At 35.3% G+C, this 25,366-nt stretch carries 25 protein-coding genes; 21 read left to right on the top strand and 4 right to left on the bottom strand.

Features of this window, described 5'->3' with window-relative positions:
• The 18 genes from cydB to NHF50_RS03295 all read left to right on the top strand — a co-directional run bounded on the left by cydB (position 1) and on the right by NHF50_RS03295 (position 17,534).
• Positions 1 to 1,077, top strand: a complete 1,077-nt coding sequence (gene cydB, locus NHF50_RS03375) for a cytochrome d ubiquinol oxidase subunit II (RefSeq protein ID WP_252775058.1) — start codon at positions 1 to 3, stop codon at positions 1,075 to 1,077.
• An 85-nt stretch (positions 1,078 to 1,162) separates the two neighbouring features.
• Positions 1,163 to 1,756 carry a TetR/AcrR family transcriptional regulator gene (locus NHF50_RS03370; RefSeq protein ID WP_109568347.1) on the top strand — a complete coding sequence of 198 codons (594 nt, stop codon included), beginning with the start codon at positions 1,163 to 1,165 and terminating at the stop codon, positions 1,754 to 1,756.
• Positions 1,753 to 2,997 carry a TolC family protein gene (locus NHF50_RS03365; RefSeq protein WP_109568346.1) on the top strand — a complete coding sequence of 415 codons (1,245 nt, stop codon included), beginning with the start codon at positions 1,753 to 1,755 and terminating at the stop codon, positions 2,995 to 2,997. Before NHF50_RS03370 ends, NHF50_RS03365 begins: the two co-directional genes overlap by 4 nt.
• A gap of 11 nt (positions 2,998 to 3,008) precedes the next feature.
• A complete protein-coding gene (locus tag NHF50_RS03360; protein WP_252775057.1) occupies positions 3,009 to 3,890 on the top strand; it encodes an HlyD family secretion protein in 882 nt (293 codons plus the stop codon).
• A 1-nt stretch (position 3,891) separates the two neighbouring features.
• Positions 3,892 to 4,797 (top strand): ABC transporter ATP-binding protein, encoded by a 906-nt coding sequence (locus tag NHF50_RS03355; RefSeq protein WP_252775056.1) that lies wholly within the window; start codon positions 3,892 to 3,894, stop codon positions 4,795 to 4,797.
• Between the two features lie 4 nt (positions 4,798 to 4,801).
• On the top strand, positions 4,802 to 5,536 hold the full coding sequence (locus tag NHF50_RS03350; protein ID WP_252777301.1) for an ABC transporter ATP-binding protein: 735 nt from the start codon (positions 4,802 to 4,804) through the stop codon (positions 5,534 to 5,536).
• Between the two features lie 14 nt (positions 5,537 to 5,550).
• Positions 5,551 to 6,657, top strand: a complete 1,107-nt coding sequence (locus NHF50_RS03345; RefSeq protein ID WP_252775055.1) for an ABC transporter permease — start codon at positions 5,551 to 5,553, stop codon at positions 6,655 to 6,657.
• On the top strand, positions 6,657 to 7,778 hold the full coding sequence (locus tag NHF50_RS03340) for an ABC transporter permease (RefSeq protein ID WP_252775054.1): 1,122 nt from the start codon (positions 6,657 to 6,659) through the stop codon (positions 7,776 to 7,778). Before NHF50_RS03345 ends, NHF50_RS03340 begins: the two co-directional genes overlap by 1 nt.
• Before the next feature lie 138 nt (positions 7,779 to 7,916).
• Complete coding sequence (locus tag NHF50_RS03335; RefSeq protein WP_109568342.1) at positions 7,917 to 8,126, top strand: hypothetical protein; 210 nt, start codon at positions 7,917 to 7,919, stop codon at positions 8,124 to 8,126.
• 142 nt (positions 8,127 to 8,268) lie between these two features.
• The gene (locus tag NHF50_RS03330; RefSeq protein ID WP_252775053.1) at positions 8,269 to 8,871 is read left to right on the top strand and encodes a DUF2202 domain-containing protein; all 603 of its coding nucleotides are present in this window, start codon (positions 8,269 to 8,271) and stop codon (positions 8,869 to 8,871) included.
• On the top strand, positions 8,855 to 9,349 hold the full coding sequence (locus NHF50_RS03325) for a DUF2202 domain-containing protein (protein ID WP_252775052.1): 495 nt from the start codon (positions 8,855 to 8,857) through the stop codon (positions 9,347 to 9,349). The genes NHF50_RS03330 and NHF50_RS03325 overlap by 17 nt, the downstream gene beginning before the upstream one ends.
• A 77-nt stretch (positions 9,350 to 9,426) precedes the next feature.
• Positions 9,427 to 10,887, top strand: coding sequence for an NAD(P)/FAD-dependent oxidoreductase (locus tag NHF50_RS03320; protein WP_252775051.1), 1,461 nt, complete (start codon positions 9,427 to 9,429; stop codon positions 10,885 to 10,887).
• Positions 10,888 to 10,908: 21 nt separating this feature from the next.
• Complete coding sequence (locus NHF50_RS15740; protein WP_256475980.1) at positions 10,909 to 11,037, top strand: hypothetical protein; 129 nt, start codon at positions 10,909 to 10,911, stop codon at positions 11,035 to 11,037.
• Positions 11,038 to 11,302: 265 nt separating this feature from the next.
• Positions 11,303 to 12,610 (top strand): TolC family protein, encoded by a 1,308-nt coding sequence (locus tag NHF50_RS03315; RefSeq protein WP_109568338.1) that lies wholly within the window; start codon positions 11,303 to 11,305, stop codon positions 12,608 to 12,610.
• Positions 12,611 to 12,618: 8 nt separating this feature from the next.
• On the top strand, positions 12,619 to 13,704 hold the full coding sequence (locus NHF50_RS03310; RefSeq protein WP_252775050.1) for an efflux RND transporter periplasmic adaptor subunit: 1,086 nt from the start codon (positions 12,619 to 12,621) through the stop codon (positions 13,702 to 13,704).
• Positions 13,705 to 13,783: 79 nt separating this feature from the next.
• Positions 13,784 to 16,981 (top strand): efflux RND transporter permease subunit, encoded by a 3,198-nt coding sequence (locus NHF50_RS03305; RefSeq protein WP_252775049.1) that lies wholly within the window; start codon positions 13,784 to 13,786, stop codon positions 16,979 to 16,981.
• Between the two features lie 53 nt (positions 16,982 to 17,034).
• A complete protein-coding gene (locus tag NHF50_RS03300; RefSeq protein ID WP_109568336.1) occupies positions 17,035 to 17,340 on the top strand; it encodes a hypothetical protein in 306 nt (101 codons plus the stop codon).
• Positions 17,341 to 17,345: 5 nt separating this feature from the next.
• Positions 17,346 to 17,534: a DUF2892 domain-containing protein gene (locus NHF50_RS03295; protein WP_109568335.1), complete on the top strand. Its 189-nt coding sequence runs from the start codon at positions 17,346 to 17,348 to the stop codon at positions 17,532 to 17,534.
• 141 nt (positions 17,535 to 17,675) lie between these two features.
• Here the strand turns inward: NHF50_RS03295 and NHF50_RS03290 are convergent, their stop codons facing one another.
• The 3 genes from NHF50_RS03290 to NHF50_RS03280 are packed head-to-tail and all read right to left on the bottom strand — an operon-like array spanning position 17,676 to position 21,683.
• A complete protein-coding gene (locus NHF50_RS03290) occupies positions 17,676 to 20,207 on the bottom strand; it encodes a TonB-dependent siderophore receptor (protein ID WP_252775048.1) in 2,532 nt (843 codons plus the stop codon).
• Entirely contained in the window at positions 20,207 to 21,109 is a 903-nt protein-coding gene (locus NHF50_RS03285) for a FecR family protein (RefSeq protein WP_109568333.1), read from the bottom strand. Before NHF50_RS03285 ends, NHF50_RS03290 begins: the two co-directional genes overlap by 1 nt.
• 55 nt (positions 21,110 to 21,164) lie before the next feature.
• On the bottom strand, positions 21,165 to 21,683 hold the full coding sequence (locus NHF50_RS03280) for an RNA polymerase sigma factor (RefSeq protein WP_252775047.1): 519 nt from the start codon (positions 21,681 to 21,683) through the stop codon (positions 21,165 to 21,167).
• A 216-nt stretch (positions 21,684 to 21,899) separates the two neighbouring features.
• Between NHF50_RS03280 and NHF50_RS03275 the strand changes: the two genes are divergently transcribed.
• The 3 genes from NHF50_RS03275 (at position 21,900) to NHF50_RS03265 (ending at position 25,084) form a co-directional block, all read left to right on the top strand.
• Positions 21,900 to 22,544: a hypothetical protein gene (locus tag NHF50_RS03275; RefSeq protein WP_109568331.1), complete on the top strand. Its 645-nt coding sequence runs from the start codon at positions 21,900 to 21,902 to the stop codon at positions 22,542 to 22,544.
• Positions 22,545 to 22,798: 254 nt separating this feature from the next.
• Positions 22,799 to 24,139: a signal recognition particle protein gene (ffh, locus tag NHF50_RS03270; protein WP_109568330.1), complete on the top strand. Its 1,341-nt coding sequence runs from the start codon at positions 22,799 to 22,801 to the stop codon at positions 24,137 to 24,139.
• Between the two features lie 60 nt (positions 24,140 to 24,199).
• Complete coding sequence (locus NHF50_RS03265; protein WP_109568329.1) at positions 24,200 to 25,084, top strand: bifunctional 5,10-methylenetetrahydrofolate dehydrogenase/5,10-methenyltetrahydrofolate cyclohydrolase; 885 nt, start codon at positions 24,200 to 24,202, stop codon at positions 25,082 to 25,084.
• Between the two features lie 35 nt (positions 25,085 to 25,119).
• On the opposite strand, the gene NHF50_RS03260 is transcribed toward NHF50_RS03265, so the two are convergent.
• On the bottom strand, positions 25,120 to 25,326 hold the full coding sequence (locus NHF50_RS03260) for a hypothetical protein (protein WP_109568328.1): 207 nt from the start codon (positions 25,324 to 25,326) through the stop codon (positions 25,120 to 25,122).
• Between the last annotated feature and the right edge of the window lie 40 nt (positions 25,327 to 25,366).

Genomic DNA, 25,366 nt, shown 5'->3' with positions numbered 1-25,366 from the left:
ATGGAATATTTTTGGTATATTATATTAGTCGCAATGTTAGCCGTTTATGTTGTTTTAGACGGTTATGATTTCGGAGCAGGAATTATTCATTTGTTTTTTGCAAAGACGGAAAAAGATAAAAAAGCAATAACCAATGCTATCGGCCCGTTTTGGGACGCCAATGAAGTCTGGCTTATAGCGGCAGGAGGGGTGTTGTTCTTCGCTTTTCCAACCTTATACGCTTCTTCTTTCAGTGGATTCTATCTCCCTTTGATGATGGTGTTATGGTTGCTGATCTTTAGAGCTATAGGTTTAGAATTGAGAGGTCAGATACATCATCCGATGTGGGAAGCTATCTGGGATAAAGCTTTCGGAATTGCCAGTTTATTGTTAGCCTTGTTCTTCGGAGCAGCTCTGGGGAATGTAGTCAGAGGTGTAAATTTAGGAATGGTTGAAAATGGTGTTGCAACGCAGGAAGCACATTATTTCTTTTTACCTTTATGGAATGAAAGCTTCAGTCCGCAAGCTGAGCATTTAGGAATTATTGATTGGTTTACACTGATGTTAGGCGTTATTGCTGTTGTGGCTTTGACCATTCACGGAGCCAATTGGATTATCTTTAAAACCAATTCGGAATTGAACACCAAATTAAAAGATGTTGTTTTTAAACTGAATTTTGTTTTGTTTGCGTTAGTGATTGCATCATTATTGATCTGGCACATTATTGAACCGCAACCTTTTCATAATTTTATACAATATCCGTTTCTTTGGGTTTTGCCGGCTATTACTTTTACTGGCTTGTTTGGTTTGTTCAAAGTAAAAAGTTTTAAAAAAGACGGTTATGGGTTTTTATTTTCAACCTTGTTTTTGTTAGGCGGCTTGTCTTCAACGGTGGCTTCAATTTTTCCTAAATTATTGCCATCAACGAATGAGATCAATCCGTCATTGACCGTTGAAAATGTAGCGGCTCACGAATACGGTTTGTCTATGGGAATGTCATGGTTCTTTGTAGCTTTGGTTTTGGTGTTAATTTATATGGTAGTACAATACCGTGTATTTAAAGGAAAAATGGATGACGTAGGCTACGGCGAACATTAAAAAATAAGAAGTAAACAACTTCACTTTGAGCTTGTTTACTTTTTTTTAGTATTTTTGTTAACCAAATGGTTAAACTAAACAGTTAATGACAACTGAAGAGAAAATATTTAATGCTGCACGGACTGTGTTTCAGCAAAAAGGATTTGCGGGTGCCCGAATGCAGGAAATTGCAGATGAAGCCGGGATCAACAAAGCGATGCTGCATTATTTTTTTAGAAGTAAAGAGCAGCTTTTTAAAGCTGTATTTTTAAATGCTTTTTATCAGATTGCTCCCCAGATGAATGAAATTTTTAATTCATCGGATTCGCTTTTTGTGAAGATTGAAAAGTTTACGGAGAATTATATTTCATTTGTGAAGAAGAACAGGTTTTTACCGGCTTTTATTATTCAGGAAATGAATAACAATCCGCAATTTGTTAAAGAAGTTTTGTCAAATGAAGCAAGGCCAAATCCTATCAAATTAATCAAACAAGTTCAGGAAGAAATGGAGCAAGGAATCATAAAAAAGATGAATCCGAAACAGTTGTTGCTCGACATTTTTTCCATGACTGTCTTTCCTTTTGCGGCACAAACTCTGGTTAAAGGAATTTTAGAGATTTCAGAAGAAGAATTTGAGGTCTTATTAGAAGAACGAAAAAAACACATTACCGAACAAATTATTAATGCTATAAAACGATGAAAAGATACCTGTTGCTATTGGTTCCTTTTTTTACTCTGGCGCAAGAAAAAGTGAGCCTCAGAAATTGCTACGATGAGGTAGAGAAAAATTATCCGGTAGCATCTCAATACGAGCTTTTGGCTGAAAAAGGAGAATTAGAGACAAGCTCTATTAATAAAGCAAAATTGCCCAAGCTTGATGTAAATGCACAGGCAACGTATCAATCAGATGTAACTAAGATGCCGATTTCGTTACCGGGTGTTACGGTAGATCCGTTGAACAAAGATCAATACAAAGCGACGTTAGATGCCTATCAGTTATTATATAACGGAGGTTTTGTAAAAGCGAATGCCAACCTGAAACAAGCGCAAACTAAAGTAGCGCAACAGCAAGTGGCTGTGACCTTGTATCAGCTTAAGGCAAAAGTAAACCAACTCTATTTTACAGTATTGTTGTTACAGGAACGGGTTTTATTGTTACAAGCCAAAAAAGAATGGTTGCAAAAAAGAATAGAAGAAGTAAAAGTAGGCGTAAAACATGGCGCATTGTTACCGTCATCAGAACAGGTTTTACAAGCTGAGGTATTGAAAATAAACCAACAGATAATAGAACTCAATGCCGATAAACAAAAGAATATCGAAACCCTGAAGTTGCTTACAGGAATTTCAATTTCTACGGATTCACAATTTGAAATTCCGACAGAGTCAACACAAAGTGTCGAAGGTATTCGTCCGGAAATTACGTTGTTCAATTTACAGTCCGAACAATTAGATTTTACTAAAAAAGTAATCACTAAATCAAGATTTCCTAAGATTTCTGCTTTTGCACAGTTAGGTTATGGTAATCCGGGTTTGAATATGCTTAAAAATTCCTTCGAAACTTTTTATATGACCGGTCTGAAATTGAATTGGAATGTATTCGATTGGAACAAAACCAAAACCGATAAGAAAGTATTGGATATTGCTAAAAATATTGTCTCAACAGAACAAGAAACTTTTGAACTGAATCAAAAAAGTCAGTTGCAGGAAACAGAAAAAGAGATACAAAAAGCAGAAGCGTTATTGCAAAGTGATGAAGAAATAATTGACTTGAGAACTGAAATAGCTCAGGCATCCGAAGCGCAAATGAAGCATGGTGTTATTACAACTGCCGATTATTTAGTCGAGGTAACTAATCTTTTTGATGCTAAGAACACTAAAAAAATACACGAAGTACAATTAGCTTTAACAAAAGCAAATTATAATGTAATTAAAGGAAACTAAACATGAAATCAATGAAAAAAATACTGTTTTTACTGCCGGTTTTTAGTCTTTTAGCTTGCGGGAATGGTGCTGATGAAGCTGATGCTTACGGAAACTTTGAAGCAACAGAAGTAACCGTTTCGGCAGAAGCAAACGGAAAAATAGAATCTTTAAAATTAGATGAGGGTGATGTTTTAAAAGCAAACGAGCAAGTAGGACTGATAGATACGCTTCAGTTATATTTTGCCAAAGAACAACTCAAAGCAACACAGAATACCGTTGCCTCAAAAACAGCAGTGGTCTCTACACAAGAAAAAGTTTTACAGGAACAACTTAAGACCACATTGATCGAGCAGAAACGGATACACGATATGTTTGCGGAAAAGGCGGCGACGCAAAGACAGGTCGACGAAATTGACGGGAAGGTAAATGTGTTGAATGAGCAGATAACAAATGTTAAAACGCAAAATAGACCGATAGTAAATGAAGTAAAATCGGTAGCAGTGCAGGTAGCTAAAATCAACGATCAAATTGAGAAGAGCAAAGTCGTAAACCCGATAAACGGGACTGTTTTAGCCAAGTATGTTGAACCGGGTGAAGTAACGGCTTTTGGAAAACCATTGTATAAAATAGCCGATGTTTCACAACTGACATTAAGGGTTTATGTAGGAGAGAAGCAATTGCCACAGCTGAAAATAGGTCAGAAAGTAAATGTGAAGATTGATGTTGAAGACGGGATGAAAGACTACAGCGGTACGATTTCATGGATCGCTTCGAATGCAGAATTTACGCCTAAGATCATCCAAACGAAAGAAGAACGTGTGAACCTGGTCTATGCGGTAAAAGTTTTGGTAAAAAATGACGGAAGTCTGAAAATAGGAATGCCGGCAGAAGTTTGGTTAAAACAAGAATAAAATGAGCATTGTCGTTCAAAATATTTCTAAAAAATTTAAAAATGTTCAGGCACTTCAGGATGTTTCCTTTGAGGTAAAAAGTGGTGAGCTATTCGGTCTTATCGGTCCTGACGGAGCCGGAAAAACAACACTTTTTAGAATTTTAACCACTCTTTTAGTACCGCAGAACGGACAAGCTTCTGTTGTTGGTTTTGATGTGGAAAAAGAATACAAAACCATTCGTAACCGTGTAGGGTATATGCCCGGAAGATTTTCCTTGTATCAGGATTTGACTGTAGAGGAGAATTTAACCTTTTTTGCTACGATTTTCGGAACGACCATAGAAGAAAACTACGATTTAATTAAAGATATTTATGTGCAGATAGAACCTTTTAAAGACAGAAGAGCCAAAGATTTATCCGGTGGAATGAAGCAAAAACTGGCGTTGTGTTGTGCTTTGATTCATGCACCTGAAGTACTGTTTTTAGATGAACCGACAACCGGTGTGGATCCGGTATCGAGAAAAGAGTTCTGGGAAATGCTCAAACGATTAAAAAAGCAAAACATTACTATTTTAGTCTCTACCCCCTATATGGACGAAGCGTCACTTTGTGATAGAATAGCTTTTATCCGAAACGGAAAGATTTTCAAAATAGATACACCGGAAAATATTGTACAAACTTTTGAACCGATCATTTACGAAGTAATCGCTGAAAATATGTATTTATTGCTTCAGGATCTGAAACAGTTTCCGGAAACTAAAAGTGTGTTTTCTTTCGGAGAGAGTATTCATTATATCAATAATCACCCTCGGTTTAAAACAGAAGATTTACAGCAGTATCTGGATCAAAAAGGGCATTATAATTTCAGTATACGCCGGATTAAAGCAAGTATAGAAGATGTGTTCATAAATTCAGATGAAGAATAAGCTTATGGAACAAGATACTATCATTCAGGTCGAAAATCTGACCAAGCAATTCGGTGATTTTACAGCTGTGAAAGGAATCTCTTTTGAAGTAAAAAAAGGAGAGATATTCGGTTTCTTAGGTGCTAACGGAGCCGGAAAAACTACAGCCATGAAAATGTTGATCGGAATCTCAAGGCCAACTTCCGGGACTGCGGTTGTGGCAGGATTTAATGTAGCTAAGGATGCTAATGAAGTAAAGAAAAATATTGGCTACATGAGCCAGCGATTTTCGCTGTATGACGATCTGACTATTAAAGAAAATATTCGTTTTTTCGGTGGGATATACGGCTTAAAACCAAAACTCATTCAGGAGAAAACAGTTGAACTGATTAAAAGACTGGATATGGAAAATGTGGCAGACGAAAGAGTAGGGCAATTGCCTTTGGGATGGAAACAAAAACTGGCTTTCTCAGTGGCTTTGTTACACGAACCTAAAATTGTTTTTCTGGACGAACCCACCGGAGGAGTAGATCCTATAACCCGCAGACAATTTTGGGAAATGATTGACGAAGAAGCCCATAACGGAACCACTATTTTTGTAACGACACACTACATGGACGAAGCTGAATATTGCACCAGAGTGTCTATTATGGTGGATGGAAAAATTGAAGCTTTGGACACTCCGAAAAAACTCAAAGAGCAGTTTAAAGTTTCCGGAATGAACGAGGTTTTTTTAAAATTGGCTCGAAATATCGAATAACAAATGGTGTATCTATGAAACGTTTTTTAGGCTTTGTTAAAAAAGAATTTTATCATATATTCAGAGATAAACGCTCCATGTTTATTTTGTTCGGGATGCCGGTTATTCAGATTATGTTATTTGGCTTTGCTATTACGAACGAAATTAATAATGTGAATATCGCTATCTTAGATAAATCCAATGATGTTGAAACAAAACAATTGATCGCAAAAATTGATGCTTCACGTTATTTCAATATCGAACAAAAATTACAATCCGATACAGAAATAGAATCGGTGTTCAAAAGAGGTAAAATAAAGTTAGTATTAGTATTTGAAAAAGATTTCGGGCAAAAATTAGCCAATCAGGACCAGCCGGAAATACAGATCATCTCTGATGCTACTGACCCTAATGTAGCTAATACAGCCACAAACTATGCTAATGCCATCATTCAAAATTATGTTCGGGAAGAAAGTGATGGGCAAACAAAACCTTCCGGTATTGTGTTAGATTCCCGATTTCTGTACAATCCGGATATGAGGAGTGTGTATACTTTCGTTCCGGGAGTAATGACTGTGATCTTAATGTTAGTTTCTGCTATGATGACTTCCATCTCCATCGCTCGTGAAAAAGAGATCGGCACAATGGAAGTATTGTTGGTTTCTCCCTTGCATCCGTTTCAGGTGATCTTGGGAAAGGTATTTCCGTATGTGTTTTTATCTGTGATTAACGCTATAGTCATTGTTTCACTTGGTGTTTTTGTTTTTGGAATGCCTGTCAAAGGAAGCTTATTGCTTTTAGCAGCAGAAAGTATTTTGTTTATTGTAACCGCATTGTCTTTAGGTATTTTGATCTCGACTGTTGCACAATCTCAACAAACAGCTATGCTGATTTCTATGATGGGATTAATGTTACCGGTTATTATCTTGTCCGGATTTATTTTTCCTATAGCCAGTATGCCGTTACCCATGCAAATTATGAGTAACATTATTCCGGCTAAGTGGTTCATCATAATTATAAAAGCAATTATGTTAAAAGGAGCTTCGTTTGCTATAATTTGGAAAGAAACGTTGATCCTGTTCGGAATGACCTCGTTCTTTATTTTGTTAAGTGTAAAGAAATATAAAATCAGATTAGAATAATGCGACTGTTATTATATATCATACAGAAAGAATTTAAACAGATCTTTAGAAATAAAGGAATGTTACCTTTACTTATCGTAATGCCGGTTATGCAATTGCTTATTTTGTCGAATGCAGCTAGTTTTGACATTAAGAATATTAAGATCGCTATTGTAGATCATGACCATTCAAAAATGTCGAGAGAGTTACAGTCAAAGTTCAGTGCTTCTCCTTATTTCAACGTAACCTCAGAAATGCAGACAGCCAAACAAGCTGATATTGCAATGCAGGAAGGAACTATAGATGTGATCTTAGAATTTCCGTATCAGTTTGAGCAAAATTTAATGAAAGATAATCTGGTACATATACCGGTGCGGATCAATGCAATTGACGGAGCTACTGCCGGAGTAGAGAATGTGTATATAACAGAAGTGATCCGCAGTTTTAGTCAAAATATTTTAACGAGTACATTTCATCAGTCAGGGAACCAGTACACATTGCTAAGCGTTGAGACCATACCTTCTTTTTGGTACAACAAAACACTGAATTACAAAACATATATGGTTCCGGGTATCTTGGTATTACTTGTTACAATGCTTACTTTGTTCTTGTCTGCCATGAACATTGTAAGAGAAAAGGAAATAGGAACATTAGAACAGATCAATGTTACTCCCATTAAAAAATACCAATTCATTATAGGTAAACTTTTTCCGTTCTGGGTAATCGGGTTAGTTGTACTTACTATAGGCTTGCTAATTGCTAAATTGGTCTTCAATGTTCCTATTGTTGGGAATATTGCTTTAGTATATTTGTTTACGGCATTATATTTGTTCTTGGTTTTGGGATTGGGATTGTTTATTTCTAACAATGCTCAGACACAACAACAAGCCATGTTTGTTGCTTGGTTCTTTATGGTGATTTTTATTTTAATGAGCGGTTTATTTACGCCGATAGACAGCATGCCGGTTTGGGCGCAAAAACTAACCCTGTTAAATCCGATACGCTATTTTGTTGAAATGATCCGAATGGTCATGCTCAAAGGAGCAGGATTAAAAGAGATACAATTGCATTTAGTCGTTATTGTATTGTATGCTTTTGTGGTGAATGTTTTGTCAGTTTTGAGTTATAAAAAGGTAAATTAACCGTTTTTGCTTCGCTTTGCAGATACCTGTTGGAGAAAATCATAAAAAAATAATAAAAGTGAAGTATAATTAGTAGAAATTTCTATATTTGCTTCCTAAGTTTAAAGAAAAGTAGTTATAAAATTAAAAATTAAGAAAATGAAAAAGTTGGTTTCAATGGTCGCTTTAGCAGCGTTCGTATTAGCTTTAAATGTAAATGCTCAAGAGCCTAAACAAGAGAAGAAAGCTAAAACAGAAAAATCGTGTTGTGCAGATAAAAAATCTTGTGATAAAGATAAGAAAGCATCTTGCGGTAGTGAGAAAAAAGCAGGATGTTGCGCATCTAAAAAAGCGGAAGACAAAAAATAATTTGAATTTTGTTTAAAAGTAAAAGGGTTACGGAAACGTAACCCTTTTTTTTATGGAGTTAAGGTTTTGATTATCTGTATCTTTTGTTACGGTAAAACTTCTTTTTAAGTACTAAATTTGGGAATAACTTAATTGAAATGCTATGAGAACCACTCTATTAAAAACAGGATTTATTTTGTTAGTACTCGTTCTATCCGGCTGTAGTGATAATGATGATAACAACAATTATGAGCCATTGACAGCTACTGAACAAAATAGTTTGCTTTTTATGCTGGAAGAAGAAAAATTAGCTCGTGATACTTATCGGTATTTAGATGACCTTTGGAGTTTAACTGAATTTGAAAATATTAAACAAAGTGAGCAAAGTCACATGGATGCTATTGCACAGCAATTAGATCGTTATAATATTTCTTATACAATCTTACCGGAAGGACAATTCAATAACCAGAACTTACAAGATTTGTATGATCAATTTGTAATAGACGGACAAGCTAATCAAGTGGCAGCTTTAACAATAGGAGCAACTATTGAAGATCTGGATATAGTTGATCTGCAAGAAGAATCTTTACTTATAAACAATTCTGCCGTACTGAATGTTTACGAAAGTTTACAATGCGGTTCCCGCAATCATTTAAGAAGTTTTGTTTCTGCTCTGGATAATCTGGGGGAAACATATACTCCTCAATATTTAACACAGGAAGAATATAATACTATAATCACGTCACCTCATGAACAATGTAATTAAAATAATAGCAGTGACCTTTTTATTTGGAATCCAAATGATAGCAGCACAGGAATCGTCCGCCATAGATTACCGTTACCTGTGGGAGGAAGAAAAATTAGCCCATGATATTTACGATGCTTTGGGTGAGAAATGGGATTTACGGATTTTTCATAATATCAAGCAAAGTGAAAGCCGTCACATGGAAAGTGTAGAAGTGATAATTCAGACAAAACAAATAGCATTTGAATTATTTTCTGAAAGAGGAAAGTTCCATAATCAAACTTTGCAAAAGTTGTACGATAGACTTTTAGCACAAGGATTGCAATCACCTAAAGAAGCTATTGAAGTAGGACGAATTATTGAAGAAACAGATATAGCTGACCTCGAACTTCTTTTAAAAGCAGAAATCCCTGCGTATGAAAAGCAGATTTTAGAATCACTCCTTTTTGCCTCAAAAAATCATCTGGCTGCTTTTAAGAGAAACGCTAACCGATTCTGATTTAGTTAAGTGTGTAACAATTGTTGCTGTAAGACAGAAGCCGTTAGAATAATTTTGACATAACAAAACTAATCATAATGTCCAAGATAGTCATACTAGGTGCGGGAATTGCAGGACATACTGCAGCAGCACATTTAAGAAGAAAGTTAGGGAAACAACACGAAGTATTGGTAGTTTCTCCTAATAGAAATTACCAATGGGTTCCTTCCAATATTTGGGTAGGAATCGGAAGAATGAAACCGAAAGATGTAATTTTTCCCTTAGAACCATTGTATAAAAGAAAAGGAATAGGATACAAACAAGCTAAAGCAGTCTCTTTCCATCCGGAAGGAGATGCACAGGAACCGAAGCCTTATATATTGGTAGAGGGTGTTTTTGGTGAAAATCAGGGAAAACAGGAAAAAGTGACTTACGATTATTTGGTCAATGCAACCGGGCCCAAATTAGCTTTTGATTTGACTGAAGGCTTACAACCGGGAACAAACAACGTGTATTCCGTTTGTACTTACGATCATGCTACACATGCTTCTGAGGCTTTACACAAGCTGATTAATGAATTGAAAAAATCTGATAAAAAAGCTAAGATATTAATTGGAACCGGACATCCGAAGGCAACCTGTCAAGGAGCAGCGTTTGAGTACATACTGAATGTAGAAAAAGAACTGCAAAAGTTCGGAGTTCGGGATAAAGCCGATATTACTTGGATCTCTAATGAATATGAATTAGGAGATTTCGGTATGGACGGAATGTTGCTGGATTACAACGGTTTCAATATGAAATCTTCGGATATGGTCGAAATGGTCTTTGAAGACCGAGATATCAAATGGATTTTAGGAGCCGGAGTGAATAAAATTGAAAAAGGGAAAGCATATTATGAAAATTTAGAAGGAGAATACAAATCTGAAGAGTTTGATTTCGCCATGCTGATTCCTGCCTTTTCAGGACATGGTTTTAAAGCTTACGGCAAGAATAATCAGGATATAACCGATAAGTTGTTCAAAGGATTTATGATCGTAGATGCCGATTATACTCCGAAACCATACGAAGAATGGACAGTTCAGGATTGGCCGGAAACGTATCAGAATCCTTCTTATAAAAATATTTTTGCACCGGGTATAGCCTTTGCGCCGCCACATACTATTTCAAAACCGCGCAAAAGTAAAAACGGAACAGACATTTTTCCGGCACCGCCACGAACAGGAATGCCGTCAGGTATTACCGCAAAATTAGTAGCTGACAACATTATTGACAGTATAAAAGCAGGAAAAGAATCTCTGCACCACAAAGGATCAATGGGTAATATGGGAGCTGCTTGTATTGCTTCAGCAGGTTATGGATTAACACAAGGTAGCGGAGTCAGCATAACAACATATCCTATTGTACCCGATTATAAAAAATATCCGGATACACAAGGTAGAGATATCAATAAAACCTTTGGAGACATAGGTTTGGCAGGACACTGGGTAAAATTAGCTTTGCATTATGCCTTTATTTGGAAAGCAAAAATGCGTCCGTTTTGGTGGTTGATTCCGGAATAATAAATTAAAACAGAAAGAAAAATGGCACAAAGAATATCAAAATCTCAAAAGCGTAAAATGCAGAACCCTATTATACAGTTTTTTAAATTTTTGTATCTAAACATCAGAATTTTAAAGATTGTTGCCGGAGGGCATGGTGGTACGCGATAAGAAATTCATCGACGATGTTGATGATTGTTTTTAGTTTTATTGGTTAGTAAAGGAAGCATCTCTCAGGAGGTGCTTTCTCTGTTTTGTGATAAATGTTGCATAGCAATGTAACTCTTGTTACTGATTGTGCAGCCGTTGCAGTCTAAATTTGCTATAAAATTTAAGTTAAAAGCAAGAAACATATCATTTTTAAAGTATTGATTTATAATTGTCTGTTAAAAGATATGTCTCTCAGTCCGATTAACAAATACTAAAAAAGAAACAAATGAAAAAAAGTATCATTGCGTTAGGATTAACGCTTTTCTCCAATATCTTTTGGGCACAAGATACCCTTTCAGTTAAGAAAGAAGAAGTGCTTGAGAAGATAAACGAGAAGAACTTGCAGATAAAAATTGCAGAAGAAGCTTTTAAATCAGCACAAGCCGATTACCGACAATCAAACGCTTTGTTCTTACCTAATATTTCAGCTTCTCATACGGCAATTTCGACAACGAATCCGTTGATGGCTTTTGGTTCCAAATTAAATCAGGAAATTTTAACACAAGCCGATTTTAATCCGGCTTTGCTAAACGATCCTGAACATATTGAAAATTTTGCAACCATGATCGAAGTACAACAGCCGATCTTTAATATGGACGGAATCTATGGACGTCAGGCCGCAAAAGCTAAAATGAATGCTTACGGTTTACAAACCGAACGAACTAAAGAATACTTGCAATTAGAAGTGTCTAAAGCTTATATGCAACTACAATTGGCTTATAAAGCTGTGACAGTTTTAGAAAAAGCGAATGAAACGGCACAGGGTAATCTTAAAATGGTAGAAAACTACTTTAAGAACGGAATGTTACAAAAAACAGATGTACTGGATGTTCAAGTACGGGTGAATGAAGTAGCTAACCAATTGCAATATGCAAAAAGTAATGTGCAAAATGCTTCTGATTATTTAGCGTTTCTGTTAAATGAAGATATGAAAGGAAAAGTATATAAACCTTATGAGGAATTAGAGAACGAAATTACAGTAGAAATTCCGGTAACAGCTCTTCCTGAAAACAGAAAAGATATTCAGGCAATGGACGAATCGGCGGCGGCATATAAAAAAATGTTCCAGTCTGCCAAAATGGGATTCTTACCGCGATTAAATGCTTTTGGAAATTACCAGTTATATGATGATAAACTATTCGGAACATCTGCTAAAGGGTATTTAATAGGAGCGCAATTATCATGGAATATTTTTGACGGTTATAAAAACATCGGGAAAACCCAAAAAGCAAAAGCCGATTTCCATAAAGCACAAACAGAAGCAGAGCAATATAAAAAGCAAAGCCAGCTTGAGTTAAACAAAACCAATCGTCAATTGGCAGATGCTGAGAACAAAGTTAATTTATCCAAATTAGCTTTTGAACAAGCAGAAGAATCTTTCAGAATCCGTAAAAACCGTTTTGAACAAGGTTTGGAAAAAACAACGGATCTATTAATGGCAGAAACCCAGAAAGCCAAAAAAGAACTGGAGTTTTTACAAGCTGTTTTTGAATATAATTTCACTAAACAATATTTACAATTCTTAACCCAATAATAATTAAAATGAAAAAAATAGTTATCCCTATAGTTGTATTGTCTACTATGTTGTTTGTAGCATGTGGTGGCGATAATAGAGAAAAAGTAGCTGAGCTAAAGCCGGTTGCTGTAAAAGTAGCCGGAACGGCTGAGACTGAAGAAGGAACTTATGTTTCGGCAAGTGGTAAGATTGAAGCGGAAAACAGTGCAAATCTTAGTACCCGAATGATGGGCTATGTGACTAAATTAAATGTTAAAGTAGGTCAAAAAGTACGTAAGGGACAATTGTTAATTAGCGTAAACAATACGGATCTTCAGGCTAAAAAAGCACAAGTGGAAGCTTCTATTATCCAAGCACAAGCTGCTTCTAACAATGCAAAGAAAGATTACGATCGCTTTGTGAATTTATTTGCACAACAAAGTGCTTCACAAAAAGAGCTGGATGATATGACAGCTCGTTACGAAATGGCAAAAGCCGGTTTAGAAGCGGCAAAACAAATGCGTAACGAAGTAAATGCTCAGTTTGCTTATGCTAATATTTCCGCTCCTTTTGATGGTGTAGTAACCAACACGTTTGTGAAAGAAGGAGATATGGCAAATCCGGGAATGCCTTTAGTAAGTGTAGAAGGAGCTAAAAAATTACAAGTAACTGCCATGGTTTCTGAGAGTGATATTGCTTTGATCAAAGAAGGTATGAAAGTGAATGTTTTGGTAAAATCATTAAACCAGCAGCTAACAGGTAAAGTATCAGAAGTGAGCTTATCAGCTAAAAATACCGGCGGACAATATTTAGTGAAGATCGATTTAGATAAAACGGATGTTAAAATTTTATCGGGAATGTTTGTAAATGTTCAGTTTCCGATAGAGAGAACAGCAACACAGCAAGAAGTATCTGATGTGGTTCTGATTCCGCAAAGTGCTTTAGTTAAACAAGGACAATTAACCGGAGTTTATACGGTAGGAAGTGGTAATGTAGCCGTGTTGAGATGGTTGCGTTTAGGAAAAAACTTTGGAGATCAGGTAGAAGTTTTATCGGGTTTAAACGGTAAAGAACAATACATTGTTTCTGCTGAAGGAAAATTGTTTAATGGAGCTAAAGTTCAAATTAAATAATGAGTCAATTTGAAAATTTGAAGATGAATTATCAATTTTTCAAATTATCTAATTTTCAAATCATCAAATTGTAAAAATTATGCAAGAAGGTATTTCAGGTAAAATAGCCAATTTTTTCATCAACTCTAAGTTGACCATTCTGTTAATGGTAGGGTTAATGATTATTGGTGTCTACAGTTCGTTCTTGATTCCTAGAGAAGAAGAACCGCAAATTAATGTCCCGATGGCCGATGTAATGGTGGTGTATCCGGGGGCAAGCCCGAGTGAAGTGGAGAGCCGTGTGGTAAAACCACTGGAAAAAGTAATCAGTAATATTAAAGGAGTAGAGCACATTCACAGTATGGCTTTTAACGGCTATTCTATGATGGTGGTTCAGTTCTATGTAGGAGAAAATAGTGAGGATTCATACGTTAAACTGTATGATGAATTAATGAAACATCGCGATATGTTTCCGGAAGGCGTAATGCAACCCGTAGTAAAAACCCGTTCGATTGACGATGTACCTATGTTGGGATTAACCTTGTGGAGCGAGCACTACAATGATTTCGAATTGCGCAGAATTGCGGAACAGGTAACTGACGAGATCGAAAAAGTAAAAGACGTAGCTATTACCAAAGAGATTGGTGGTAGAACACGGGAGTTGAAAGTTATTTTGGATAAAGACAAAATGGCTGAAAACGGTGTGGATGCTTTAAGCATTATGCAAATGATTAAAGCGAATAACGGAAGTTCTCAATCCGGAAGTTTTGTTCGTAACGATCAGGAATATTTAGTGACTACAGGTAAGTTCTTAGCCAATACAGAAGACGTAGAGAATTTAGTAGTTGGGGTAAATAAAAATATGCCGGTGTACCTAAAACAAGTGGCTTCTATACAAGACGGACCGCAAACAGCTAAGAACTATGTTTCATTTGGTTACGGTAAAGCCAATGAAAAATTTAAAGAGAATCAATCAGAATATCCGGCGGTAACTATTTCTGTAGCAAAAGTAAAAGGTGCCGATGCAATGAAGATATCAGAAAAGATATTGAATCATGTGGAAGAATTGAAGAAAACCTTGATCCCAAATGATGTTCATGTTGAAATTACCCGTAATTACGGTGAAACAGCTTCTCACAAAGTAGGGGAGTTGTTAATGCACTTAGGTGTAGCTATTTTAGCCGTAACCATTCTGGTAATGTTAGCTATGGGCTGGAGAGGCGGATTAGTAGTGTTCTTCTCTGTTCCTCTAACGTTTGCCTTGACTTTGTTCAGCTACTATATGCTGGGTTACACCTTAAACCGAATTACCCTTTTTGCCCTTGTATTCGTTGTAGGTATCGTTGTGGATGATAGTATCATTATTGCCGAAAATATGCACAGGCATTTTAAAATGAAACGATTGCCGTTTAAGCAAGCCGCAATTTATGCGATTAATGAGGTAGGTAACCCAACCATTTTAGCAACATTTACCGTTATTGCGGCTATTTTACCGATGGCATTCGTAAGCGGTATGATGGGACCTTATATGAGTCCGATGCCGATCGGAGCATCTATTGCTATGATGTTGTCATTGTTTGTAGCTTTAACGATTACCCCGTATCTAGGATACCATTTGTTGCAGGAAAAAGACGAGCAGGAGCACAAAGAAGAGCAAGGCTTAGAGACGAGTTGGATTTACAAAATCTACAAGAAGTTAGAGCAACCTTTATTGGATAGTTCTGCGAAAAGAAATTTAATGTTTGCTATTACTGTTTTCTTATTGTTAGGTTCTGTGGCGATGTTCTTTACGAAATCAGTAGCTGTAAAAATGTTACCTTTTGATAATAAGAATGAATTCCAGGTAGTAATTGATATGCCGGAAGGAACAACTTTAGAAAGAACAGCTGCGGTAACTAAAGAAATAGCGCAATATTTATCGACCGTACCGGAAGTAGTGGATTATCAAAATTATGTAGGAGCCTCCTCTCCGATCACATTTAACGGTTTGGTACGTCACTATGATATGCGTGGCGGAAGTAATATGGCTGATATTCAGGTGAACTTGTTGCACAAAGAAGACCGAAGTTTACAAAGTCACGACATTGCTAAAGAAGTTCGTCCGCAAGTGCAAAAAATTGCCAAAAAATACGGAGCTAATGTAAAAATTGTAGAAGTTCCGCCAGGACCACCGGTATTATCAACTTTAGTAGCTGAGGTTTACGGACCGGATTATAAAGAGCAAATTAAGGTGGCGAATCAGGTGAAACACATTTTAGAAACAACTTCTGATGTGGTTGATGTAGACTGGATGGTAGAAGCACCTCAAGTAGAATACAAATTAGAAGTAGATAAAGAGAAAGCCATGCTAAATGGTATTGCTCCGCAACAAGTAGTAGGAAACCTAACCTATTTACTTCGTGAAATGCCGGTCTCTAATTTGTACGATGAAACTTCAGTGGATCCTGTGGGTATTGTACTGGCATTAGATGATGCTGAAAAAACATCGTTGGAAGACATTGAAAACTTAAAGATCAGAGGAAGTCAGGGAAATGTAGTTTCAGTGAGTGATCTGGTTCAGGTAAAAGCAGATACATTACAAAAAGCAATCTATCGCAAAGACCAGAAACGTGTGGTATATGTATTGGCAGATATGGCAGGAGCTTTAGAAAGTCCGGTATATGCCATCTTAGGGATGAATGAGAAATTGCAAAAGATTCAGTTGCCAAAAGGTTATTCTGTAAACGAATTGTATATGGATCAACCGGAAAGTGAAAGTGATTTTACTGTAAAATGGGATGGAGAATGGCAAATTACTTTGGAAGTATTCCGTGATCTGGGAGCTGCCTTTGCTGTAGTAGTTATCATTATCTACATGCTGATCGTAGGATGGTTCCAAAATTTCAAAACCCCGATGGTAATGATGGTAGCAATTCCGTTATCATTAGTAGGGATTGTATTAGGACACTGGTTGCTAGGAGCATTCTTTACGGCAACATCTTTCATCGGTATGATCGCCTTAGCCGGAGTTATGGTGAGGAACTCGGTCTTGTTGATAGACTTTATTGAAATTCGTTTGAATGACGGTATTCCCATCAAACAGGCAATTGTTGAAGCCGGAGCAGTTCGTACAACACCTATTTTATTGACAACCGGAGCAGTTGTAATCGGAGCTTCTATTATTTTGTTTGACCCGATCTTCCAAGGTTTGGCTATTTCATTAGTAGCCGGTGCAATTGTATCCACTTTATTAACATTACTTGTTGTGCCGTTGATCTACTACATCACTGAACACAAGAAATGGGAGAAAAATAAATAAAACATAGCCTGCAAGGTTGATAAAGCCTTGTAGGTTTAAAAAATATAAAAGATATGAAACTAGTCATCATAACCGCAATTGCAGAATTTGAAAAGGAAATAAAAAAAATTCTGAAAGAGGCAAAAGTACTTTCTTACTCTTACAGAGATGTAAAAGGGTATCGGGATAGTACGGAAGATGCTGTAGAAACCAACTGGTTCGGTGCAGAAATGAATGAAACGGAATCCGTTTTGTTTTACGCACTGGTTTCAGAAGACAATGTTAGCTTGTTTATGAATTTGATTCATGGGTTTAACGAGAAACAAGAAGCTAAGTCACATATTCATGTGGCAGTACTCAATGTAGAACAAACAAATTAAAAGTTATGATAAACAGATTAATTAGAGCAATAGCCGGAACATTTGTTATAATCAGTGTATTACTGGGGATGTATGTTAATCAAAATTGGTTTTGGTTTACCATTTTTGTCGGTGTCAATTTACTTCAGTCTTCTATAACCAAATGGTGTTTAATGGAAGATATTCTTCGAAAAGTTTTCAAAATTAAAGAGTAATTTTTTCATAGGAATTAAAGTGTTTTTAGTATAAAAGAGTTGTCTGTTATTTTATAGGCAGCTCTTTTTTTAACGGATAAAATCTTCGGAATTATTCTCTGAATATTTACTTTTTTTATGGGTAGTCTGAAATATTTGGGTTTAAAATTCTATTCTGAAATTGACATTAAGGGTTCTTCTTAAAGCATAATTTCTTATTTCTTCAACGGTATTGTAATCCGGAGAGTATTTGTAGTATTCGTTAATTTCATTTTGTTTGTTCAGTATATTAATAAGTGAACAACCAGCACTGTATTTGATATTGTTTTCAGAGTTCCATTCATAAGATGCAGATGTGTCCATTTGAAAAAAAGAATTCAGATATTTATTATTCGGAGAGTTATAATCCAAGCTTAAATCACCGGAAACCTGATCGCTGGATAAACTGGTTTCAGGTTTTCCGGAGTGCCAACTAGCTCCGAAGGCAAATTTTAGATTGTTTTTATTGTAAATTGTTGCAAAAGAAAAAAGATGATCAATTTCAAAATTGTTAGTGAAAACCGGTTGAGGTAAATCCGGAAAATCATATTTATTTTCATTGATACTATAACTAAACCACGTTATCAGATTACTTATTTTTTTCTGAATAAGGAATTCATAACCAGAGGTGTTGTATTTACCAATAGCATAGACGAATTCCAATTGATTTTGAAATCCCTGTTGCGGAGTTGTAATCCCGTTGACTATTTTATAGAACCTTTCTGCAGACAAAAGCCATTTTCTTTTTTTGAAAGTTAAGTTAAAAGATATTTGTTTACTCCTCTGAACAGGAATAGCGTTGTCATTGCTAAGCATCCATCTTCTTTTTTCAATTCCGAAATAATCATTATGCAGTTCTATTGTTTGAACCGTATTTTGGCTTTTAAATTCACCTAAAACATTTAAAAATAAAGAATTATAAATTTCATAATTGAATTGCAATCGTGGTTCAGCAATAAGCTTTTGAAATGGTTCAATATAATTTGTTCGTAAGCCGACAGAAAGTTTCGTTCTTGAAATGGAATCTTCAAATTTTCCCTCAACAATAACAGAATGGATATTTAATTTTTCCGTTATTTCATCGTGAGCTGCATCAGTATTCGTTTGATCGAGATTTTTTGTTTTTAATCTTGTAAACTGATAACCACTATACCATTGAAATTTAGAGTTCAGCAGATGCTCGTTTTCAATTTTCAGGCCAAAGTCTGATATTGAGTTTTCTTGTTTTAGAGAGGAGTTTAGAATGAGATTGCTGTTTTGGGCGTCTAGTTCATATTGCGAATTATAAATATTGATTTTTGAGGAATTGTTTGAATTCCATGTTTTTATCCAAGAAATATTTATTCCGTCATTTTTTTGATATAGAGTATTATAGTTACTGACAGTGGGGTTGTAAGTACTGTTTTTTTGGGTTATTTTCAGATTGTCTTTAATAGTAATAAAATCGACAACCAATTTATTCTTAGAGTTAATCTGGTTAAAATATTTTAATGTGATATCATAGAAGCCGAATTTTTCATCAGCTAAATAGAGAATATTTTCATTATTTGAATAATTTAAAATGGCATTATTCTGAAAAGCTTTATTATAATATTGCTGAAATGTTGGAGTATTAAGCCAGTCAGTAATGGATTTTCTTCCGGCAATTTCAATAAAGCTATTTTCATTTATCTTTTGTTTAACGAAAAGGTCAGCATTAATCATGTTCAACCCGAAACTGTAATTTTTTTTATCGGATAATTCAGAAGTTGTCGAAATATCTATAACACCGGAAACACTTTCGCCATAAAAGGCAGAGCTACCATTTTTATATATTTTTATTTCATTTGATAAATAAGGGTTTATAGTTGAAATTAACCCGAATAGATGACCGGTTTGATACAATTTAATGCCATTCCATAAAAATAAATTTTGGTCATGAGTTCCGCCTCTGATGTTAATACTGGAAACACTTTCGTCAGTGCTGTAAATACCCGGGATTTGCCGGATTGTTTGAAACACATCAGCTTCAATCAGTCCGGGTAATAAGCCGAAGTCTTTAGGATGGATTACAAACGAACCGTCTTTTGCTTTAGATATTCCGGCAGTTAAATACTCTTTTATTACAATTTCATTTAATTGATATTCATTGTGTTCTAAGTAAATTGCAGTACAATCGTTTTCGTTTAAATTTACACTGGTGTTTAAAGGTTTGTAGCTGATGTGCCTAAGAAAGAGCATAGCATTTTCAGGGATAGATACTTCAAAAAAACCCTGATTGTCTGAAACGGAAACAATTTTGCCTTCCAAATAAATGTGTGTGTTCTCTATAGGAAGGAGAGTGCTTTTATCGTAGACGTAGCCACAAAATAAACGGTTGGGATGGTTCTTAGAATGATGAATGATAATGAATTCATTATCAATAATTTCAAAAGTTAAATTTGTGTTCTTTTCTAAATACTTTAATTTTTCGGTTAAGCTGCTTTCTCTTTCCGGAGGTAAAAGTGTAATAGTAGCTATCGTATTTTCCAGATAATTGAAAGTGACCTGGTGTTCCCTTTCAATATCTTCTAAAATGCTTTTAAGTAATACTACTGATGTAACTTTGGGTTGACTTGTGCAAATAAGCGTTGTAAATCCAATTAGAATACTGTATATATAAATTCTTAAGCTCATTAATTTGACTCTAAAACAAACAGGCTTTCAGCCTTCTTAATTACTTTTAAGTTAAAAGTAGTAGAAACAATTTTTAGAGCAATATCCAGATCGTTTGTAGGTATTTTTCCGGTGAAAATTGTATCTCCGCTTGTCGATTTATTTTCAATAGTTACATTGTATTGTCTTTCAATTTCATTTAAAACCGCAATTAAAGTTTCTTTATGGAATGATACTTCATTATTCATCCAATCAGGCTTTTTAACAGTTACGGATAAATCAGTTTGGATGTCATTTTCAAAAATTACCTGCATGCCTTTAGTTAAAAGGAGTTCTTTGTTGTTGTAATTCACTCTTACTTTTCCTTCATAACATGTAACCTCAAATCGGTCTTCTCTGTTTTTTACATTGAATTGAGTGCCCAAAACCGTCACTTTACCCAACTCCGTCTGAACTTCAAACTTTTTTCCTTTGGCAACCTTAAAAAAGGCTTCACCCTTTAAATTTAGTTTCCGATTTGAATCCCAATTCCATTTTTTATATGAAATTTCAGAACCCGAGTTCAAAATTACTTTGGAATGATCGGGTAAAACAAAACTATTTTTCTCACCGTTTTTAGCCAATAGATTTTCTGTGCTAAAGTTTAGAAACATAAAAGTCCCTAGTCCGATAGATAAAATCAGGATAGCAGCAATTTTTAAGAACCAATTTTTTTGTAACGGAATTATTTTAGGCTTTTCTTTTTGCTGTTGCATTATATTTTCATAAATAGCATTTTTGTCAAATTCAGGAACCGTTAACTGATTTGAATATTCCTTAATTTTTAAATAGGTATGAAATTCGGGACTTTTTTCAAATTCAATCAATTCCTCGCCTTCTAATTCATCATTAAGCCATTTGGCTAAATAGTATTTTTCATCCATCTCAATTTGGTATTAACTATTTTAATAACAACTTTCTTTAGTTTTTCCCTACTTTTTATAGGTTATCAATATTCTTTCTTAATTCAAGTAAAGCTAAATGGATTCTTTTCTCAACGGCTTTTACACTAATGTCAAGTTCTTCAGCAATCTCTTTATATTTTTTGCCGTCAATTCGGTGCATTAAAAAAGCGATACGTTGTGTTTCGTTTAAATTTTCAATAGCCGTTAATAATTTATCTTTAAACTGATTTTCTTCTAAGATGAATTCCGGAGATTGATTTGTCTTGTCTAATCCCGAAAAATCTTTCATGTAGGATAACTTCACTTTTTCATGAGCAATGATATTCAGCGAACTATTATTCGCAATGGTATAGATGTATGATTTTGCTTTTTCTAAAGGAACATCTTTACAATTTTGCCAAAGTTTTATGAATGCTTCTTGGGAGACATCTTCTGCATGGTTACTATTCCCGAATTTATATAATATAAAATTCCTGAGAGGTTTTATATGACTCTCAAAAAAAACAGAAAAAATAGATTCATTACAAATATCTGTAGTTGATTTCGATTTCATTAGAGAAAAAATATTAGTAAATATACTATCTTCTTATTTATGTGTTTCAGTTTTTGTTAAAAATGTTTTTATCTATAGGCTATTTTACAGATTGTTTAAAATAATGAATATTGAGCTTTGTCAATAAAAAAATGAAATAATGAAAAAAAGAGGTAGGGTAATACGTTTTTCGCTTGTTTCATCATCAAATAATAAAAATTTTAAAAAGAATAAATTATGAAAACAATCAACAAATTTGCAATGCTAGCCGTATTATCAATTTCTTTATTTTCTTGTTCAAAAGACGATACAGATGATTCCACATCAGATAATGATCGTGATGGACTAACAAATTCAATGGAATTGAAATTAGGAACCAATCCGAATGTAGCAGATACTGATGGGGATGGTATTTTAGACGGAACAGAGGATTTTAATAAAAACGGAATAATTGATGCAGGAGAAACAAACCCGTTACTAAAAGATACTGACGGAGACCGTGTAAAAGACGGAACAGAAGACTTTAATCGAAACGGTATTCTGGATGAAGGTGAAACAGATCCGTTAAATATGGATTCTGATGGGGACGGAATAAATGACGGAGATGAAGATAGTGATAATGACGGTTTAACCAATAGTACAGAAAGTGATTCAGATACGTCTCCGTATGATAACGATACTGATCACGACGGAATAAATGACGGTGATGAAGATTCTGATCACGATGGAGTAACAAATTCAGAAGAACAACATAACGGGACAAATTCCGGAGATACTGATTCAGACGATGATGGTATAAATGATGGTGATGAAGATTCTGACGGTGACGGATTCCCTGATGGCGATGGAAATAATGACAACGATGACAATGACGGAGAATAATTAAGAATGATCATAAGTATTAATTAGTTTTTTTAGTTAGAAAAATCCCGATTACTTTATAGTATTCGGGATTTATTTTTTGAAATTTTTCGGACAGGAGTGAATTTAAGAATTTTTGTGTCTGATGTAGGCTTCTTAAATCAGAGTATATATAACCTCCCCCCCTTGTTTTTATTTTCAACTTTGTAATTTTCCTGTTTTGAAACTTTTAGACTTTATCTTATCTTTGCGGCTTATTAAAACTACAGCAGATCATGTTTGATAATTTAACGGATAAATTAGACAAAGCTTTCCATATATTAAAAGGGCACGGAAAAATTACGGATGTAAACGTTGCTGATACGCTTAAAGAAGTTCGTCGGGCACTACTTGATGCCGATGTTAACTTTAAAATTGCGAAAGAATTTACAAACAAAGTAAAGGAAAAAGCAATCGGAGAAAACGTATTGACTAACTTACAACCCGGACAATTAATGGTTAAAATCGTTAAAGACGAGTTAACCGAATTAATGGGAGGTGATGTAGCAGGAGTAAACCTGTCTGGTAACCCGTCCGTTATATTAATGTCAGGACTTCAGGGTTCGGGTAAAACGACTTTCTCAGGGAAGTTGGCCAACTTTTTAAAAACTAAAAAGAATAAAAACCCTTTGTTAGTAGCCTGTGACGTTTATCGTCCGGCTGCAATCAATCAATTACATGTAGTAGGTGAGCAAATAGGAGTAGAGGTTTATAGTGAACCGGAAAATAAAAATCCTGTCGAAATTGCTCAAAATGCAATCAAACATGCTAAAGCAAACGGTTTTAACGTAGTTATTGTCGATACAGCAGGACGTTTAGCAGTCGATGAAGAAATGATGAACGAAATTGCTAATGTTCATAAAGCGATTCAGCCACAAGAAACGTTGTTTGTGGTAGATGCAATGACCGGACAAGATGCTGTTAATACCGCTAAGGCTTTCAATGACCGTCTGAATTTTGACGGGGTGGTTTTAACCAAGTTGGATGGTGATACTCGTGGTGGTGCCGCTATTTCAATTAAATCGGTAGTAAATAAGCCGATCAAATTCATTGGTACCGGTGAAAAAATGGAAGCTATAGATGTATTCTATCCTTCCCGTATGGCCGACCGTATTTTAGGGATGGGAGATGTCGTTTCCCTAGTAGAACGCGCACAGGAACAATACAATGAAGAAGAAGCGCGTAAACTTCAAAAGAAAATTGCTAAAAACGAATTCGGTTTTGACGATTTCTTAACACAGATACAGCAGATCAAAAAAATGGGGAACATGAAAGATTTGGTCGGAATGATTCCCGGTGCAAACAAAGCACTAAAAGATGTTGAAATAGAAGACGATGCTTTTAAACATATTGAAGCTATTATTCACTCAATGACGCCTGAAGAAAGAAGCAAGCCGGCTATTATTGACGGTAAGCGGAAAACGAGAATCGCTAAAGGTTCCGGAACTAAAGTAGAACAGGTAAATCAGTTGATGAAACAGTTCGATCAAATGAGTAAAATGATGAAGATGATGCAAGGAGGTGCCGGAAAGAATTTGATGCGAATGATGGGAGGAGGAATGAAAGGTATGAGATAAAAGAACAGACGCGTGTTTTCTCGCGTCTTTTTTTATACAAAATAATCAACAACACAACATATGATATTATTAGACGGTAAAAAAATATCAGAAGATATTAAGAATGAAATTGCTGCGGAAGTAGCAATGATGAAAGCAAACGGAGAAAAGGTTCCGCACCTGGCTGCTGTTATAGTAGGAAACGACGGAGCCAGCTTAACTTATGTAGGAAGTAAAGTTAAAGCATGTGAACGTGTAGGTTTTGAATCTACCCTGGTAAAAATGCCAAGCACAACTTCTGAGACAGAATTGTTAAAAAAGATCAAAGAGCTAAATGAAAATGATGATATAGACGGCTTTATTGTTCAGCTTCCTTTGCCGAAACAAATTGATACCCAAAAAGTTTTGATGGCAATTGACCCTAGTAAAGATGTTGATGGTTTCCATCCGGAAAACTTCGGAAAGATGGCTCTGGATATGAGTACATTTATTCCGGCAACACCTTTCGGTATCTTAGAATTGCTGGAACGATACAATGTAGAAACACAGGGGAAACATACTGTAGTAATTGGTCGTAGCCATATTGTAGGTCGCCCGATGAGTATATTAATGGGGAGAAAAGGATTTCCGGGAAATTCAACGGTGACATTAACACACAGTCACACTAAAAATATTAATCAAATCACAACACAAGCCGATATTATTATTACAGCTTTAGGTGTTCCTAACTATTTAAAAGCAGAAATGGTAAAGGACGATGTTGTGGTTATAGATGTTGGTATTACAAGAGTTGCTGATGAAACTACTGAAAAAGGATACCGAATTACCGGAGATGTGGATTTTGAAAATGTATCTAAAAAAGCATCTTATATTACTCCGGTTCCCGGAGGTGTAGGGCCAATGACGATTGCCATGCTGCTTAAGAACACCCTACTGGCAAGAGAAAGAAGAAAATTAATGAAATAAAATAATAAAAAAAGGAGCCTTTAAAGCTCCTTTTTTTATTTATTGTTTAGAATTACTTTCTTTTGATTAAAAAAGTAAAACGCAAATACAATACCTACAATTGCTAACCAAATCATTTGATTATCAATTGGGGCAGAAGGTGGGTCTCCATCTGCTAATACACCAGATGACTGTGCAGTGCTATCAAATCCGATTAATAACACAAACAAGCTCACATAGAGCTTTACAAGAAGAGGTTTCATTTTGCAAATTAGAATTTGGGGGTTTTGTTTAGTGCAATTT

This window comes from Flavobacterium sp. NRK F10, assembly GCF_024054235.1.
Classification (GTDB): Bacteria; Bacteroidota; Bacteroidia; order Flavobacteriales; family Flavobacteriaceae; genus Flavobacterium; species Flavobacterium sediminis.
Note: the sequence above shows the minus strand (reverse complement) of the source record. Positions and strands in the feature narration are given on the sequence as shown.

Excerpts from the sequence above, each read along its gene's own strand:
- NHF50_RS03330 (WP_252775053.1), top strand. The coding sequence starts at position 8,269 with ATGAGAACCACTCTATTAAAAACAGGATTTATTTTGTTAGTACTCGTT.
- NHF50_RS03310 (WP_252775050.1), top strand. The coding sequence starts at position 12,619 with ATGAAAAAAATAGTTATCCCTATAGTTGTATTGTCTACTATGTTGTTT.
- NHF50_RS03355 (WP_252775056.1), top strand. The coding sequence starts at position 3,892 with ATGAGCATTGTCGTTCAAAATATTTCTAAAAAATTTAAAAATGTTCAG.
- NHF50_RS03370 (WP_109568347.1), top strand. The coding sequence starts at position 1,163 with ATGACAACTGAAGAGAAAATATTTAATGCTGCACGGACTGTGTTTCAG.
- NHF50_RS03290 (WP_252775048.1), bottom strand. The coding sequence starts at position 20,207 with ATGAGCTTAAGAATTTATATATACAGTATTCTAATTGGATTTACAACG.
- NHF50_RS03345 (WP_252775055.1), top strand. The coding sequence starts at position 5,551 with ATGAAACGTTTTTTAGGCTTTGTTAAAAAAGAATTTTATCATATATTC.
- NHF50_RS03295 (WP_109568335.1), top strand. The coding sequence starts at position 17,346 with ATGATAAACAGATTAATTAGAGCAATAGCCGGAACATTTGTTATAATC.
- NHF50_RS03260 (WP_109568328.1), bottom strand. The coding sequence starts at position 25,326 with ATGAAACCTCTTCTTGTAAAGCTCTATGTGAGCTTGTTTGTGTTATTA.
- NHF50_RS03285 (WP_109568333.1), bottom strand. The coding sequence starts at position 21,109 with ATGGATGAAAAATACTATTTAGCCAAATGGCTTAATGATGAATTAGAA.
- NHF50_RS03360 (WP_252775057.1), top strand. The coding sequence starts at position 3,009 with ATGAAAAAAATACTGTTTTTACTGCCGGTTTTTAGTCTTTTAGCTTGC.
- NHF50_RS03280 (WP_252775047.1), bottom strand. The coding sequence starts at position 21,683 with ATGAAATCGAAATCAACTACAGATATTTGTAATGAATCTATTTTTTCT.
- NHF50_RS03350 (WP_252777301.1), top strand. The coding sequence starts at position 4,802 with ATGGAACAAGATACTATCATTCAGGTCGAAAATCTGACCAAGCAATTC.
- NHF50_RS03365 (WP_109568346.1), top strand. The coding sequence starts at position 1,753 with ATGAAAAGATACCTGTTGCTATTGGTTCCTTTTTTTACTCTGGCGCAA.
- NHF50_RS03320 (WP_252775051.1), top strand. The coding sequence starts at position 9,427 with ATGTCCAAGATAGTCATACTAGGTGCGGGAATTGCAGGACATACTGCA.
- NHF50_RS03300 (WP_109568336.1), top strand. The coding sequence starts at position 17,035 with ATGAAACTAGTCATCATAACCGCAATTGCAGAATTTGAAAAGGAAATA.
- NHF50_RS03265 (WP_109568329.1), top strand. The coding sequence starts at position 24,200 with ATGATATTATTAGACGGTAAAAAAATATCAGAAGATATTAAGAATGAA.
- NHF50_RS03315 (WP_109568338.1), top strand. The coding sequence starts at position 11,303 with ATGAAAAAAAGTATCATTGCGTTAGGATTAACGCTTTTCTCCAATATC.
- ffh (WP_109568330.1), top strand. The coding sequence starts at position 22,799 with ATGTTTGATAATTTAACGGATAAATTAGACAAAGCTTTCCATATATTA.
- cydB (WP_252775058.1), top strand. The coding sequence starts at position 1 with ATGGAATATTTTTGGTATATTATATTAGTCGCAATGTTAGCCGTTTAT.
- NHF50_RS03275 (WP_109568331.1), top strand. The coding sequence starts at position 21,900 with ATGAAAACAATCAACAAATTTGCAATGCTAGCCGTATTATCAATTTCT.
- NHF50_RS03340 (WP_252775054.1), top strand. The coding sequence starts at position 6,657 with ATGCGACTGTTATTATATATCATACAGAAAGAATTTAAACAGATCTTT.
- NHF50_RS03325 (WP_252775052.1), top strand. The coding sequence starts at position 8,855 with ATGAACAATGTAATTAAAATAATAGCAGTGACCTTTTTATTTGGAATC.
- NHF50_RS15740 (WP_256475980.1), top strand. The coding sequence starts at position 10,909 with ATGGCACAAAGAATATCAAAATCTCAAAAGCGTAAAATGCAGAACCCT.
- NHF50_RS03335 (WP_109568342.1), top strand. The coding sequence starts at position 7,917 with ATGAAAAAGTTGGTTTCAATGGTCGCTTTAGCAGCGTTCGTATTAGCT.
- NHF50_RS03305 (WP_252775049.1), top strand. The coding sequence starts at position 13,784 with ATGCAAGAAGGTATTTCAGGTAAAATAGCCAATTTTTTCATCAACTCT.